This is a genomic window from Streptomyces sp. NPDC049687 (assembly GCF_044465285.1).
Classification (GTDB): Bacteria; Actinomycetota; Actinomycetes; order Streptomycetales; family Streptomycetaceae; genus Streptomyces.
On sequence record NZ_JBITLN010000008.1, the window covers coordinates 482601 to 496777 of the forward strand.

A 14177-nucleotide genomic window follows, 5' to 3' on the forward strand; every position below is an offset into this window, starting at 1 on the left:
AGGGGATGAGGTGACCGCGAACATTTCGGCGGGTGCGCTCAGGGCACGTCTGTCGGTACCCGGCTCGGACGAGCACAAGATGGCGAAGGCCCTCGCGTCAGAAGCGGACGAGATCGTGCTCGACCTCGAGGACGCGGTCGCGGCCACGGCCAAGGCGGACGCACGGGAACGCGTCGCCGCCTGGCTGGCCCGTGCGCCGGAGGCAGGTCCGCGGATCGCGGTCCGGGTGAACGCGCCCCGGACGCCGTGGTGTCACGAGGACGTCGTCGCGTGCGTGCAGCAGGGCGCGCGGGTGTCCGTGGTGCTGCCCAAGGCCGAGTCGGCCGGTGACCTCGCCTTCGTGGACCGGCTGCTGGCGGGCGCGGAGGCAGCCGTCGGCCGCGTCGACCCGGTCCCCGTACAGGCGCTGATCGAGACGGCGGCGGGACTGGCCAACCTGCGCGAGATCGTGACGTCGACGCCCCGGCTGACCACCTTGATCATCGGCTACGCCGACCTGGCCGCGTCGCTCGGGCGGGCCGCCGACGCGCCGGCGGAGACCTGGCTGCGCACGCAGGATGAGATCCTGACGGCGGCTCGCGGGGCAGGCCTCGCCGCCGTGGACGGTCCGTATCTCGGGGTGGCCGCCGACGAGGAGTTCGCCGGACAGGTGCGCCGTGCCGCGCGCCTCGGCTTCGACGGCAAATGGGTCATCCATCCACGCCAGATCGCGCACGTCAACGAGGCGTTCACACCGTCGGCCGAGGAGGCCGCGAGGGCCCGGACGGTGCTGGCCGCCCTGGAGCGGGGGCACGCGCGTGCCGAGGGCGCCGTCGTCCTGGACGGACGGATGGTCGACGAGGCCGTGGCGGTCGCCGCACGCCGGATACTCGCCCGCGGGGGAGGGGCAACAGCGTGAGCACCGCTCCCGAAGGCGGGTCTCGACGGCCGACGAAGAGAGGGGCACGGCAGTGAGTGCGGCGATCCCGAAGGAGACGGCACGTACGGCCGAGGGGCCGTACTTCGACGAACTCGCCGTGGGGCAGGTGTTCGGCGGGGCGCCCGGGGTGACCCTGACCTCCGGTCACGCCGCCACCCACCAGTCCATCGTGGGGGACCGGCTCGCGCTCCCGCTGGACGAGGAACTGAGCCGCGCCGTGACGGGCCAGGCCCCCCTGGCCCACCCCGCCCTGGTCTGGGACATGGCGATCGGTCAGTCCACGCTGGCCACCCATCATGTGAAGGCCAACCTCTTCTACCGCGGCCTGGTCCTGCGCCGCACCCCGCTCATCGGCGACACGCTGCGCACCTCCACCGAGGTCGTCGCCCTGCGTCGCAACAAGGACCGTCCCGGGCGCCGTCCCACTGGTCTGGCCGCCCTGCGGATCACCACCACCGACCAGCATGATCGCCCGGTACTGGATTTCTGGCGGTGCGCCATGTTGCCCCTGCGGGACCCGGACGCCGGTACCCGCCACGCGGCCGACCTCGACGCCGTGGGTGCCGAACCCGACCACGCGGCGCTCGCCGCGGTGGTGCGGGGATGGCGACTGGACCGGTTCGCGCGGCGCGTGGTCGGGCCCCGGTTCGCAGATCTGGCCGAGGGCATGGTCTGGGAGGTCGGCGGTGGGGACGTCGTGTCGGGCGCTCCCGAATTGGCCCGGCTCACGCTCAATGTGGCCATGGTGCACCACGACCGGCATGCCGCGGGCGGGCGGCGGCTCGTCTACGGCGGCCACACGATCGGCGTGGCCCTCGCGCAGGCCGCCCGAGCCCTGCCGTCCATCGTCACCGTGGCGGGCTGGCAGGGCTGCCACCACCTGGGCCCCGTCCATGAGGGCGACACCCTGTACAGCACCGTGGCCGTGGAGCGCCTGCGGTCGCTCGGCGAACACGGCGGGCTGGCGCACCTGCGCTCGCGGGTCCGCGCGGTCGGCGGCGACGAGCCCGCCCGCTCCGTCCTGGACTGGCGCTATGCGGTCGTGCTCGCATGAGGACCACCGTCACGCGGCCGACGTGAACCGCCGGACCCCGTCGACGCGTTGCGGGCTGACCGCACCCAGCTGGGCCAGGACGTCCAGGTGGGCGTCGATCTCCAGCACCGCGGTCATCCGGTGCACCGGCGGGAGTTCGTCGAGCCCGCTCCGGCGACGGGTCCACGGCAGGGCGCGGGCCACCTCGTAGGCCGTGTCCGCGCCGGCCGCGACCTGCCGGAGGACCTCGTCCAGCCGCTCCTCGTGATGCGCGATCAGCTGGTCCACCCGGGTGTGGACGCTCCTGGTCACGGGGCCGTGGGCGGGCAGGAGCAGCGCGTCCGGCAGCTGTCGGGTCAAGCGCAGGGAGGCGAGATAGGACCGTAGCGGGTAGCGCTCGGGCGAGCGTTCGAAGCCCAGCGACGGAGTGATGTGCGGAAGCACGTGGTCACCGGAGAACAGCAGGCCGTCGGTCGGGTCCCCGACCACGACATGCCCCCGCGTGTGGCCGGGCGTGGCCCGTATGTCCAGGCGGCGGTGTGCGAGATCGATCCGCTCACCGTCCCTCAGCCACTCGTCCGGAGGCCCGAACGGCATGTCCCGGTCGCTTTGTTCGACCGGTACGGCGGCGATCAGGGCCGCCAGCTCGGGGGCGCCGCACTCGCGCAGCAGCCCGACCTGGCGGGGCCATACCCCGTCCTCCAGATCGAAGCCCTCGATGGTGTGACGCTCTTCCCAGCCGACCCGGACCCGGCTGCCGATCGACTCACGCAACGCCAGGGCCTGGGTGTAGTGGTCCCAGTGGGCGTGGGTGACGATGATCTGGCCGATGTCCTCCAGGCGGTGTCCGAGGCTCTGCACCGCCTCGATCAGTGCCTTCTCGGTGTCGGGCCCGGCCCAGCCCGAGTCGATCAGCACCAGGCCGTCGTCGTCCTCGATCAGATAGACGTTGACCGCCGCCAGCCCGTCCAACGGCAGCGTCAGAGGGATGCGGTACACGTGGTCCACCACGGGGTGGGCACCGGGTTCGGTCCAGTCGTCGGGTTGGTCGAGCAGTGGGGGCGCCAAGGTGTGCTCCTGCAAGCTGACGGCGGAAGTTTTTATCTAGCGTATATTAAAATTCCCAGGTGGGTCAGGGCGCTCCAGCCGGCCGGGTGGGTAGCGGCGCGCCGGATGCGGGCGCGCCGGATGTGGGCGTGGCGGGACCGGTCATCGTGGCGCGGAGCGCCGTGCCGCTCCCTTGGTCGCCGTCCTCTTCAGCTCGTGCAGCGCCCACGAGAGCACTTCCGGGTCGCGGAGTGACTCGGCCTGCTCGAACCCGATCAGAAGGTACATGCCGAGCGTGGCGAGTCGGTCGGCCTCTTCCGAGTCGACCAGGGCGGCGAACGCCTTCCGGACGAAGCTGTGCCGCTCCAGGTCGACGCTCTCCTGGATCCGGTGGACCGCCGGGTCGATCGTGCTCCACACCCGGATCGCGGCTTCCGCGCCGTGCGGGAGTTCCATGGCCGCGTCGAGGAGGACCTGGAGCCGGTTCAGTGGGTCCGGTTCGAGACGGGCCAACTCGACGAGCCGGTGGGTGCGCTCCTGGTGCCAGTGGTCCAGCAGTGCATCCGTGAAGGCGCCCCAGTTGGCGAAGTGGTGATAGAAGGCGCCTGTCGTCACGCCCATCCGTTCGCACAGGGGGGCGAGCTTGAGTCCGCCGTAGCCCTGTGCGGCGAGGATGGCGAACGCGCAGTCGAAGTAGCGGGCGGCATCCTTGCGTGCGGGCATGCGCGGACTCCTGGTCGGGGGTGTGGGAAGTCATGGTAGGCGCCCCGCGGGTATGAGTCGGTGCCGGGCTCTAGTCGCCATAAGAAGACTTATGTTACGTTCCCGAAACGCACCCCCTTTCGAGACCGCGGCACGTGAGGTGCTGCCCGTCGGGAACCCGCTTGGGTGCGGAATCTAATCAAACTTATATTTGAATCGCTCATCGGATTCGGGCGATCTTCCTCGCGGACGTCAGGAGGAACCGTGGGATTCAGGGACGCGGACGAGGTCAGGAAGTACATCGGCGGCATCTTCGAGGCGGCGTTCGCCGACGCGGAGATCGGGCCCAAGCTCCGGGACACCGCAATGGTCCTGCAGTTCGCCTTCACCGAGCCGGACACGGTCGTGGAAGTGGACACGACGGCGGGCACCGTCGGGGACGGCACCGGCGGTGCACCCCCGCAGGCCGTCATGAGAATGGCGGCCGACGTCGGCAACGCCTACTGGCAGGGCAAGGTCAACCTCCCGCTGGCGATGGCCAAGAGCAGGATCAAGGTCGAGGGCAACGTGGCGAGCCTGCTCAAGCTGGCGCCGCTCGGCAAGAAGCTCTTCCCCCTCTACGTCGACAGCCTGCGCGGCGACGGCCGGGACGACCTCGTCCTCTGAGCCCGCCCGGGCCCGCCACCCCACCCACGGAGGAAAGATGGCCACCCAGTCCACCGAAACCGCGTCACGGGCGTACGACCCCGTGAGCATCTCCCCGTTGTCCTTCTGGGCCGGCACCTGGGAGGACCGGGAGAAGGCGTTCCGTACGCTCCGCGACGAGCGCCCGGTCAGCTGGCACCCGCCCCTCGAAGGCGCCCTGATGCCCCCGGAGAACGACGGCGTGTGGGCCGTCACCCGGCACGAGCACATCGCCGAGGTCAGCAAGAACCCGGAGATCTACTGCTCGGCACGCGGAGTGATGGTCGAGGAGGTCCCCGAGGACATCATTGAGGCGGCGTCGTCGTTCCTCGCCATGGACGCTCCACGCCACTTCCAGCTCCGGCGCCTGGTGAGTTCGGCGTTCACGCCCAAGCAGGTCGCGAGGATCCACGACCAGATCAGGCGGCAGGCCACGACGATCGTCGACGACCTCCTGGCCACGCGGGAGGGCGACTTCGTCAGCCAGGTCTCCAAGCGGCTGCCCATGTGGACCATCTACGAGATGATGGGCCTCCCCGAGGACCAGCGCGAACTGGCCGCCCATCACGCCGACGGCATGGTCTCCTGGGCGGACGAGGACGTCGCCGCGGGGCGCGAGCCGGGCGAGGTGCTCAACGAGGCACTGGTCACCCTGTTGCAGATCGGCCTGGAACATGCCGAGCGCCGCCGGGCGGAGCCGAAGGACGACCTGTGGACCAGCCTGGTCCAGGCCGAGGTGGACGGCCGGCGGCTGACCGACGACGAGATCGCCGCCTTCTTCGTGCTGCTGTCCGTCGCAGGCAACGACACCACCCGCAACACGATCAGTGTGACCGCCCGCGCCCTCCAGGACTTCCCCGACCAGAAGGCACTGCTGCTGGAGGACTTCGGGGGCCGGGTCGCCCCGGCCGTCGAGGAGTTCGTCCGGTACGTCACCCCCGTCCAGACCTTCCGCCGTACCGCCACCCGCGACACCGTGCTGGGCGGGCAGGAGATCAGGGAGGGCGACTGGGTCCTGATGATGTACGCGTCCGGGAACCGGGACGAGCGCGTCTTCAAGGACCCGCACCTCCTCGACATCCTGAGGCCGGCCAACAACCACCTGGCCTTCGGCGGCGGCGGTCCGCACTACTGCATGGGCAACTTCCTGGCGAAGATGCAGCTCACCGAGATCTTCGACCAGCTGCTGCACCGTGCGCCGACCCTTCGGGTGGGCGAGCCCGTGTACCTCGCCGGCAACTTCGTGCGTGCCGTCAAGAGCATGCCGTACACCCTCTGAGCGCGTTGAGAGGCAGTCAGATGTCGCAGTTCGCGGGAAAGCGTTACCTCGTCACCGGAGCCGCCTCCGGCATCGGTCACGAGGTCGCGGAGAAGCTGGTCGCCGCCGGCGCGGAGGTGTACAGCCTCGACCGTAACCAGCCCACGGCGAAGGTCCATGCCCACATCGAAGTCGATCTCTCCGGCCCCGCCTCCATCGACGAGGCGGTCGGCCGGCTCGACGGCTCCTTCGACGGGCTGCTCAACATCGCGGGCATCCCCGGCACGGCTCCGGGCGACACCGTGTTCGCCGTGAACTTCCTGGCCGTACGGCACCTGACGGAGTCGCTGCTGGAGCGGCTGAAGCCGGGCGGCTGTGTCGTGATCGTGTCGTCGACCGCCGGCTTCGGCTGGCAGGAGCGCCTCGGGGCCATCAGGGAGCTGCTGGCCACCGACACCTTCGAAGAAGGCGCGCGATGGTTCGCCGACCATCCCCAGCAGGGCAACGCCTACAACTTCTCCAAGGAGGCGACGACCGTCTACACGATGGCGATGGCGCTCGCCCTGGGAGAGATGGGCCTGCGTATCAACGCCGTACTGCCGGGGCCGGTCGAGACTCCCATCCTGGCCGACTTCGAGCTTTCGATGGGCAAGGACCAGCTCGACGGAGTGAAGGCGCTGCTCGGCCGGCACGCCACACCGGACGACATCGCCGGCGCCGCGCTGTTCCTGCTGACTGACCAGGCCCGCTGGATCAACGGTCACCCGCTGACCGTCGACGGCGGCATCACCGCCTCGGTCCTCTCCGGCAACGTCCCGGCGCCCCAGGTCTGAGGGGCGGACGGACATGGCCACCTCACCGAGCACCCGGGCCGCCCAGGAGGCGGCCGGACTCGACGTACTGATGGCGACCCTGCGGTCGGTCCACGCCGACGGCCGCACCCGGAGCCTGGAATGGCGCAAGCGGCAGCTCGACGGCATCGCACGGCTCGTGGAGGAGCGCGAGACGGAGATCGCCGAAGCCCTGGCCATGGACCTCGGGCGCGGCGCCGCGGAGTCCTGGCTGGGCGACATCACCTCCACCCGGGGAGAGGCGCTCTACGCACGCCGGCGTCTGCGCTCGTGGATGAAGCGGAAGCGACAGCGCATGCCGCTGAGCCAGCAGCCGGCGTCGGGCTGGGTGCAGTACGAGCCGCTCGGGGTCGTGCTGGTCATCGGGCCGTGGAACTACCCGGTGTACCTCAGCCTGGGCCCGCTGGTCGCGGCGGTCGCCGCGGGCAACTGCGCCGTGCTCAAGCCGTCCGAGCTGGCCCCGGCCACCTCCGCGCTGCTGGCGCGGCTGGTTCCGCGGTACCTGGACCCCGAGGCGGTCAAGGTGGTCGAGGGGGACGCCATGGTGACCCAGGACCTGCTCGCCCTGGGCTTCGACCACGTACTGTTCACCGGCGGAACCGAGATCGGCAAGAAGATCATGGCCGGAGCGGCTCCGACGCTGACCCCGGTGACCCTCGAACTCGGCGGCAAGAGCCCGGCGATCGTCCTTGCCGACGCCGACCTCGACGTCGCCGCGCGCCGCATCGCGTGGGTCAAGCTGATGAACTCGGGACAGACCTGCATCGCACCGGACTACGTGCTCGTGGAGCGTACGGTCCGGGAAGCCCTGGTCGACAGGATCGTCGCGTCCATGAAGGCCTTCCGTGCCGACCAGGACGGCGGGATGCGCATCGTCAACGAGCGTCAGTTCGAGCGGATCGCCGGTTACCTCGACGCCACCGAAGGCTCGGTCGTGACCGGGGGTGGCACCGACCGCGCCGCGCTGACCGTCGAGCCGACGGTCGTCGTGGACCCGGCCCCCGACGAGCCCCTCATGACCGACGAGATCTTCGGACCCGTCCTGCCCGTGCTGACCGTCGACTCGGCCGACGAGGCCATACGCTTCGTCACCCGTCGCCCGAAGCCGCTGGCCCTGTACGTCTTCACCAGAGGCAGGGCGGCACGCACCCGGCTCGTGGACGAGATCCCCGCCGGCGGCGCCGTCGTCAACCACGCGGCGATGCACTGCCTCGTCCCCTCCCTCCCGTTCGGCGGGGTCGGCGCCAGCGGTATCGGCGCCTACCACGGGGAGTGGGGCTTCCAGCGGCTCAGCCACCGCAAGGCCGTACTGGCCAAGACCTTCAGACCCGACCTCCGCGCCATGTACCCGCCGTACACCGAGAAGGCGCTGAGCATGATGCGCCGGATCCTCTGACCCGCGGCCGGACCGACACCCCAGTGAGGACGCCATGCCCAACCCAGCGCCAGACTCACCCATGTGGTACCCCGGAGCGCACCGGGGGGACAAGGAGACCAAGCCGGCGGTCGTCATGGCGGACACCGGCGAGGTCCTCACCTACGGCGAGCTCGACGACGCCGCCAACAGGATCGCGCGCGTGTTCGGGAGCCTCGGGCTCGCCCCGGGCGACCACGTGGCGATCTGCGCGGAGAACCGTGTCGACTATCTCGAGGTGGTGTGGGGCGCGCACTACGCGGGCCTCTACTACACGCTGATCAGCACCCACCTCGCCCCGGACGAGGTGGTGCACATCGTCCGGGACTGCGAGGCCGGCGCCGTGGTCCTCTCCGCGACGACCGCGGCAGTCCACCTCGACGCGGTACGGGCGGCTGTCCCCGGCACCGCCGTCCTGACCCTCGACGCAACGCCGTACGGCGGAGCCGAGGAACTGTCCGTCCTCATGAGCGGCCGGCCCGCCGAACCGCTCCCCGGCGCGGTCGAGGGCTCCGAGATGCTGTACTCCTCCGGCACGACGGGCAGGCCCAAGGGCATCAGGCCGACCTCGGTCGGCGCCCCGCTCGGCACCACGCCCCCGATCCCCGCACCGGCCCTGGCCATGTTCCAGGTCGACGAGGACACCGTGTACCTCTCCCCGGCCCCGCTCTACCACGCGGCGCCGGCCAGATGGACCCGCTCCGTCACGGCCGTCGGCGGGACCGTGGTCCTCCTGCGGAAGTTCGACGCCGCCCTGGCCCTGGAGGCGATCGCGAAGCACCACGTCACGCACAGCCAGTGGGTGCCCACCATGTTCACCCGCCTGCTCCGGCTGCCCGAGGAGGTACGGCGCGGGTACGACCCGTCCTCCCACCGGTTCGCCATCCACGCGGCGGCGCCGTGCCCGCCGCAGGTGAAGCAGGCCATGATCGACTGGTGGGGGCCGATCCTCGTCGAGTACTACGCGGGCTCCGAAGGGCACGGCATGACCGTGTGCACCACCCCCGAGTGGCTGGAGCACCCGGGCACCGTCGGCCTGGCGGTGGTCGGCCGGGTGCACATCGTCGGCGCGGGTGGAGAGGAACTCGGCCCCGGCCAGGAGGGTGTCGTCTACTTCTCCGGCGGGCCGCCGTTCGAGTACTACAAGGACCCGGACAAGACCAGGTCGGCACAGCTGCCCGGCGGTCTGGCCACCATGGGCGACATCGGCAGGCTGGACGAGGACGGCTACCTCCATCTCACCGACCGGCTCAGCAACATGATCATCAGCGGCGGGGTGAACATCTACCCCCAGGAGATCGAGAGCCTGCTGGCGAGCCACCCCGACGTCGAGGACGTCGCGGTGATCGGCGTGCCGGACGAGGAGTTCGGCGAGCAGGTCAAGGCCGTCGTCACACGGGTGCCGGGCCCCGACTCCGACGAGGCCGTGGCCGCACGGCTCATCGCCTACTGCCGCGACCACGCGGCGCACGTGAAGTGCCCGCGCTCGGTGGACTTCCGGGCGGAACTGCCCCGGCACCCCAACGGCAAGCTCCTGAAGCGCCTGCTGAAGGACGAGTACTGGGCGGGTCAGGCCACCCGACTGGTCTGACCCGCGCGCAGCCGGTCCTTTTTACCGAGGGGCCCACCCGCCGGAGCCTCCTACAGCATGGGCCGGAAGCCGCCTGCGGTCACCTACACCCATGTTTTCTAATCTATCCAAGATTCAAATCTACTGCCGGGAAGGGCCGTCGCCTGTGACCACCGAAGCCTTTGTCTACGATGCGATCCGCACCCCGCGAGGCCGCGGCAAGAACACCGGCGCCCTGCACGGCACCAAACCGGTCTCCCTGGTCGTCGGGCTGATCGACGCCCTGCGCAAGCGCAACCCGACCCTGGACCTCGACCGTCTCAGCGACCTCGTCCTCGGCGTCGTCACGCCTGTGGGGGACCAGGGCGCCGACATCGCGCGCACCGCCGCCCTCGTGGCCGGACTGCCGGACACCGTGACCGGCGTCCAGCTGAACCGCTTCTGCGGCTCCGGCCTGGAGGCGGTCAACACCGCGGCGCAGAAGATCCGCTCCGGATGGGACGACCTGTTCCTCGCGGGCGGCGTGGAGTCCATGTCGCGGGTACCGATGGGCTCGGACGGCGGAGCCCTCGCGGCCGACCCGGCCACCGCCTACGACCTGGGCTTCGTGCCGCAGGGCGTCGCCGCCGACCTCCTCGCCACCATGGAGGGCTTCACCCGCGTGGATCTCGACCGGTACGCGGCGGGCTCGCACGAGCGAGCCGCGCGCGCCTGGCAGGAGGGCCGGTTCTCGGGCTCCGTGATCCCGGTGACCGACCAGAACGGCCTGGTCGTCCTCGACCGCGACGAACACCTGCGGCCCGAGACCACCGCGGAGAGCCTGGGCCTGCTGCCGCCCGCGTTCGCCAAGGCGGGCGAGGCGGGCGGATTCGACGCGGTCGCCCTGCAGAAGTACCACCACGTCGAGTCCGTCGACCACCGGCACACGGCCGGCAACTCCTCCGGCGTCGTGGACGGAGCTGCCCTGCTGCTCCTCGGCTCCGCGCAGGCGGGACACGACCTAGGGCTCACCCCCCGGGCCCGGATCACCGGCGCCGCGACCTCCGGGGCGGATCCCACGATCATGCTGACCGGCCCGATCCCGGCCACCCGCAGGCTGCTCGCCCGTGCCGGGCTGACAGTCGACGACATCGACCTGTTCGAGATGAACGAGGCCTTCGCCTCCGCGGTCCTGAAGTACGCGGGGGACCTGGACGTGCCCATGGAGAAGCTCAACGTCAACGGCGGCGCCATCGCCCTGGGACACCCCCTCGGCGCGACCGGCGCCATGCTCGTGGGCACCGCCCTCGACGAGCTGGAACGCCGTGGCGCCCGGCGGGCCGTGATCACCCTGTGCGTCGCCGGCGGCATGGGCGTGGCGACCCTCGTCGAACGCGTCTGACGCCGTCCAACACGTCGTAGGGAAGAGGAAGACGAGACATGAGCGAGCAGGACACCATTCACTGGTCCCGTGACGAGGACGGCGTCGTCGTACTGACTCTGGACGCCCCGGGCCAGTCGGCCAACACCATGAACACCGCCTACATCGCGTCCATGGGCCGGGCCGTCGACCGGCTGGAAGCGGAGCGCGACACCATCACCGGAGTCGTGATCACCTCCGCCAAGAAGACCTTCTTCGCCGGCGGCGACCTGCACGACATCATGGCCGCACGCCCCGAGGACGCGCAGTCGGTCCACGACACCGCCACCCGGGTCAAGGACCAGCTGCGCAGGCTGGAACGGCTGGGCAGGCCCGTGGTCGCCGCCATCAACGGCAGCGCCCTCGGCGGCGGCCTCGAGATCGCCCTGGCCTGTCACCACCGTATTGCCGCGGACACCCCAGGCTGCCGGATCGGCCTGCCCGAAGTCACCCTCGGCCTGCTGCCCGGTGGTGGTGGCATCGTCCGCACGGTCCGCATGCTCGGCGTCCAGGAGGCGCTGCTCAAGGTGCTGCTCCAGGGGCAGCGGCACCGGCCGCGAGCGGCTCTGGCCATCGGACTGGTGGACGAGGTGGTCGACACGGCCGCGGAACTCCTGCCCAGGGCCAAGGCGTGGCTCCGGGCGAACCCGGAGCCAGTGCAGCCCTGGGACACCAAGGGACACCGCATCCCGGGCGGCACCCCGTCCACCCCCTCCTTCGCCGCCGTCCTGCCCGCCCTCCCCGCGAATCTGCGCAAGCAGCTCAAGGGCGCACCGGTCCCCGCACCGCGGGCCATCCTGTCGGCGGCGGTCGAGGGCGCGCAGGTGGACTTCGACACCGCGCTGCGTATCGAGTCGCGCTACTTCGTGGAGCTGGCGACCGGACAGACCGCCAAGAACATGATCCAAGCATTCTTCTACGACCTCCAGCACATCCAGTCCGGCGGCTCCCGACCCCAAGGTCACGAGAAGTCGACCGCACACAAGGTCGGTGTCCTCGGCGCGGGCATGATGGGAGCGGGCATCGCCCATGTCTGCGCCGTGGCCGGACTCGAGGTCGTCCTCAAGGACGTTTCGGCCGAGGCCGCGGAGAAGGGCAGGGACCATTCGGCCGGGCTCCTCGCCAAGGCCGTACAGCGGGGCCGGATGACCCAGGCCGACGCCGACACCGTCCTGGCGAGGATCACGGCCACCGCACTCCCCTCGGACCTGACCGGCTGCGACGTCGTGATCGAGGCAGTGTTCGAGAGTCAGGAGCTCAAGCACAAGGTCTTCGCCGAGATCGAGGAGATCGTGGCCCCCGCCGCGCTGCTGGGCTCCAACACCTCCACCCTGCCGATCACCGGGCTGGCCGAAGGTGTCGAACGCCAGGCGGACTTCATCGGGCTGCACTTCTTCTCGCCGGTCGAGCGGATGCCGTTGCTGGAGATCATCCGGGGCGAGCGGACCAGCGACGCCACCTTGGCCCGGGCGATCGACCTCGCGGGCCAGATCGGCAAGACTCCGATCGTGGTCAACGACAGCCGGGGATTCTTCACCAGCCGGGTGATCGGGGCGTTCGTCAACGAGGCCGTGAGCATGGTGGGGGAGGGGCTGCCGCCCGCCTCCATCGAGCAGGCGGGCGCCCAGGCCGGGTATCCCGCGCCGCCTCTGCAACTGGTGGACGAACTCTCGTTGACCCTCTGGCTCAAGGTCCGGGAGGAGACGATCGAGGCCCTGGAGAAGGAGGGGCGGGACGCGCCCGTCTTCGGCGCGGACGACGTCGTGCGCCGCATGGTGAGGGACTTCCACCGCGGAGGCAGGGCAGCAGGGGCCGGCTTCTACGAATACGCCGAGGGCAGGCGCCTTCGGCTGTGGCCCGGCCTGGCGGAGCACTTCGGCTCCGGCCGGCACCGGATCCCCTTCGAGGACATGCGGGAAAGGATGCTGTTCGCCGAGGCGCTGGAGGCTGCGCGATGCTTCGACGAAGGAGTGATCCTCTCCGAAGCGGACGCCAACATCGGGTCTCTTCTGGGGATCGGTTTCCCGGCCTGGACCGGGGGCGTCGCGCAGTACGTCAAGGGCTACCCGGGAGGCGTGGCGGGCTTCGTGACGCGTGCCAGGGAACTGGCCGACCGCTACGGTGAGCGCTTCCTTCCGACGCCGTCCCTGGTGGCCAGGGCTGACGCGCCCGGCGACCGTGCGTGAAACGACAGCGGAACGGGTTGACTTGAGGCTGCCTGACCGGCCGCCGTCCTGCGGTCGGCCGGACCGGCCGGAGCGAGGTCGTGAGCCGCGGCTACGTGTTCAGCAGGTGGAGGAGGACGGCGACCAGCTGCGGGCATCGGCGTCGAAGACCGATGCCCGCGGGGCGTCGATCACGTGGTGGAGGACCACCGGATACGTGTGTGCCGCGTGCCGCCGAAGACGGTGCCGAGGGCCAGCCGACGTCGGGCCTTGACCCAAGGCCGGGTGGTTAACGGATCCTTGCTGGTGGCAAGGGGGTTCGGCGTCGATCGCAACGTGGGCAACGGAATCGACGTTGATCAGATGGTCCGCCAAGACTGCTGATCGTTGAGGAGTCCCGTTGCCTGCGTCTCTGTGTGCCCTGCCACCCGGTCTGACGGCCTTCTCTCAAGAACTCACGGTGGCGGCGGGGCAGTACGGGCCTGTTTCACCTGGGCGAGTTGACCAGGTCGTACCCTTCGACCTCGTCGACGCCGTCCTGGAGGAGACCCGGTGTGTGCAGCGCCGGTTACGGGACCTACCCACACGGGTCGCGGTCTACTTTTTGCTCGCGATGCGCCTGTTCCCGGAGGTCGGCTCGGTTTCGGCTCCGCCGTGGTGAGGAAGTCGCGGGCGATGGCACGGGCCTCGGCGATCTCCGCGCTGCCCTCGAACGCGGCACCGGCCCTGATCAGACGGTCGGCAAGCGGGTCCTGGCCCTCATTTCGGGCAGCAGCATCCATGGAACCGCCTCACGTCCGAAGCGCCGAGCAGTGCCCACCCCGCATACCCCCGGAACACCACAGCACGCGCCCACACACGAGGTCACGGCGGCGCGTACCTACGGGCCGTGCTTCCGCGGCGTCGAAGCGGGCCGACCGCATCAGATGCCGGTGCAACGAGGCCGGCCGTGCCCTTGTCAGCGGTGGCGCGGGCGAGGCAGCAAGGCGAACGCGCTCTCCGCGATCGAGGTCAAGCGGTCGGGACTGTAGCCGTACGCGCCCACGACATCGGTCCCGCGGATGACGGTCAGCAGAAGGTACGCAAGGTCGTCGGGGTCCGCGTCGGGGTCGATGTCGCCGTTGCGCTGCGCCGC

12 protein-coding genes are annotated in these 14177 nt (G+C 70.5%); 10 read left to right on the plus strand and 2 right to left on the minus strand.

Features of this window, described 5'->3' with window-relative positions; genetic code table 11:
* Positions 1–10 precede the first annotated feature (10 nt).
* Together ACIBVL_RS26240 and ACIBVL_RS26245 are read left to right on the plus strand one after the other, a co-directional pair.
* Positions 11–898 (plus strand): HpcH/HpaI aldolase/citrate lyase family protein, encoded by an 888-nt coding sequence (locus ACIBVL_RS26240; RefSeq protein WP_399100353.1) that lies wholly within the window; start codon positions 11–13, stop codon positions 896–898.
* Between the two features lie 52 nt (positions 899–950).
* The gene (locus tag ACIBVL_RS26245; protein ID WP_399100355.1) at positions 951–1973 is read left to right on the plus strand and encodes a MaoC family dehydratase; all 1023 of its coding nucleotides are present in this window, start codon (positions 951–953) and stop codon (positions 1971–1973) included.
* Between the two features lie 9 nt (positions 1974–1982).
* Here the strand turns inward: ACIBVL_RS26245 and ACIBVL_RS26250 are convergent, their stop codons facing one another.
* Together ACIBVL_RS26250 and ACIBVL_RS26255 are read right to left on the minus strand one after the other, a co-directional pair.
* Positions 1983–3020, minus strand: a complete 1038-nt coding sequence (locus ACIBVL_RS26250; protein WP_399100357.1) for an MBL fold metallo-hydrolase — start codon at positions 3018–3020, stop codon at positions 1983–1985.
* Between the two features lie 141 nt (positions 3021–3161).
* Entirely contained in the window at positions 3162–3722 is a 561-nt protein-coding gene (locus tag ACIBVL_RS26255) for a TetR/AcrR family transcriptional regulator (protein WP_399100359.1), read from the minus strand.
* Between the two features lie 243 nt (positions 3723–3965).
* Here ACIBVL_RS26255 and ACIBVL_RS26260 point away from each other — a divergent pair, with 243 nt between their 5' ends.
* The 8 genes from ACIBVL_RS26260 to ACIBVL_RS26295 all read left to right on the plus strand — a co-directional run bounded on the left by ACIBVL_RS26260 (position 3966) and on the right by ACIBVL_RS26295 (position 13703).
* On the plus strand, positions 3966–4367 hold the full coding sequence (locus ACIBVL_RS26260; protein ID WP_045557809.1) for an SCP2 sterol-binding domain-containing protein: 402 nt from the start codon (positions 3966–3968) through the stop codon (positions 4365–4367).
* Positions 4368–4404: 37 nt separating this feature from the next.
* Positions 4405–5664: a cytochrome P450 gene (locus tag ACIBVL_RS26265; RefSeq protein ID WP_399100361.1), complete on the plus strand. Its 1260-nt coding sequence runs from the start codon at positions 4405–4407 to the stop codon at positions 5662–5664.
* A 20-nt stretch (positions 5665–5684) separates the two neighbouring features.
* A complete protein-coding gene (locus ACIBVL_RS26270) occupies positions 5685–6476 on the plus strand; it encodes a coniferyl-alcohol dehydrogenase (RefSeq protein ID WP_399100363.1) in 792 nt (263 codons plus the stop codon).
* Between the two features lie 13 nt (positions 6477–6489).
* Positions 6490–7890 carry an aldehyde dehydrogenase family protein gene (locus tag ACIBVL_RS26275; RefSeq protein ID WP_399100365.1) on the plus strand — a complete coding sequence of 467 codons (1401 nt, stop codon included), beginning with the start codon at positions 6490–6492 and terminating at the stop codon, positions 7888–7890.
* A 61-nt stretch (positions 7891–7951) separates the two neighbouring features.
* Positions 7952–9499, plus strand: a complete 1548-nt coding sequence (locus ACIBVL_RS26280) for an acyl-CoA synthetase (protein WP_399100367.1) — start codon at positions 7952–7954, stop codon at positions 9497–9499.
* 145 nt (positions 9500–9644) lie between these two features.
* Positions 9645–10859, plus strand: coding sequence for an acetyl-CoA C-acetyltransferase (locus ACIBVL_RS26285; protein WP_399100369.1), 1215 nt, complete (start codon positions 9645–9647; stop codon positions 10857–10859).
* Between the two features lie 38 nt (positions 10860–10897).
* Complete coding sequence (locus tag ACIBVL_RS26290; RefSeq protein WP_399100371.1) at positions 10898–13063, plus strand: 3-hydroxyacyl-CoA dehydrogenase NAD-binding domain-containing protein; 2166 nt, start codon at positions 10898–10900, stop codon at positions 13061–13063.
* Positions 13064–13502: 439 nt separating this feature from the next.
* Positions 13503–13703, plus strand: coding sequence for a transposase domain-containing protein (locus tag ACIBVL_RS26295; protein WP_399100428.1), 201 nt, complete (start codon positions 13503–13505; stop codon positions 13701–13703).
* Positions 13704–14177 lie beyond the last annotated feature (474 nt).

Bases quoted from the DNA above. Each gene is read 5' to 3' on its own strand.
- ACIBVL_RS26255 (WP_399100359.1), bottom strand. From the start codon at position 3,722: ATGCCCGCACGCAAGGATGCCGCCCGCTACTTCGACTGCGCGTTCGCC.
- ACIBVL_RS26265 (WP_399100361.1), top strand. From the start codon at position 4,405: ATGGCCACCCAGTCCACCGAAACCGCGTCACGGGCGTACGACCCCGTG.
- ACIBVL_RS26270 (WP_399100363.1), top strand. From the start codon at position 5,685: ATGTCGCAGTTCGCGGGAAAGCGTTACCTCGTCACCGGAGCCGCCTCC.
- ACIBVL_RS26275 (WP_399100365.1), top strand. From the start codon at position 6,490: ATGGCCACCTCACCGAGCACCCGGGCCGCCCAGGAGGCGGCCGGACTC.
- ACIBVL_RS26280 (WP_399100367.1), top strand. From the start codon at position 7,952: ATGTGGTACCCCGGAGCGCACCGGGGGGACAAGGAGACCAAGCCGGCG.
- ACIBVL_RS26290 (WP_399100371.1), top strand. From the start codon at position 10,898: ATGAGCGAGCAGGACACCATTCACTGGTCCCGTGACGAGGACGGCGTC.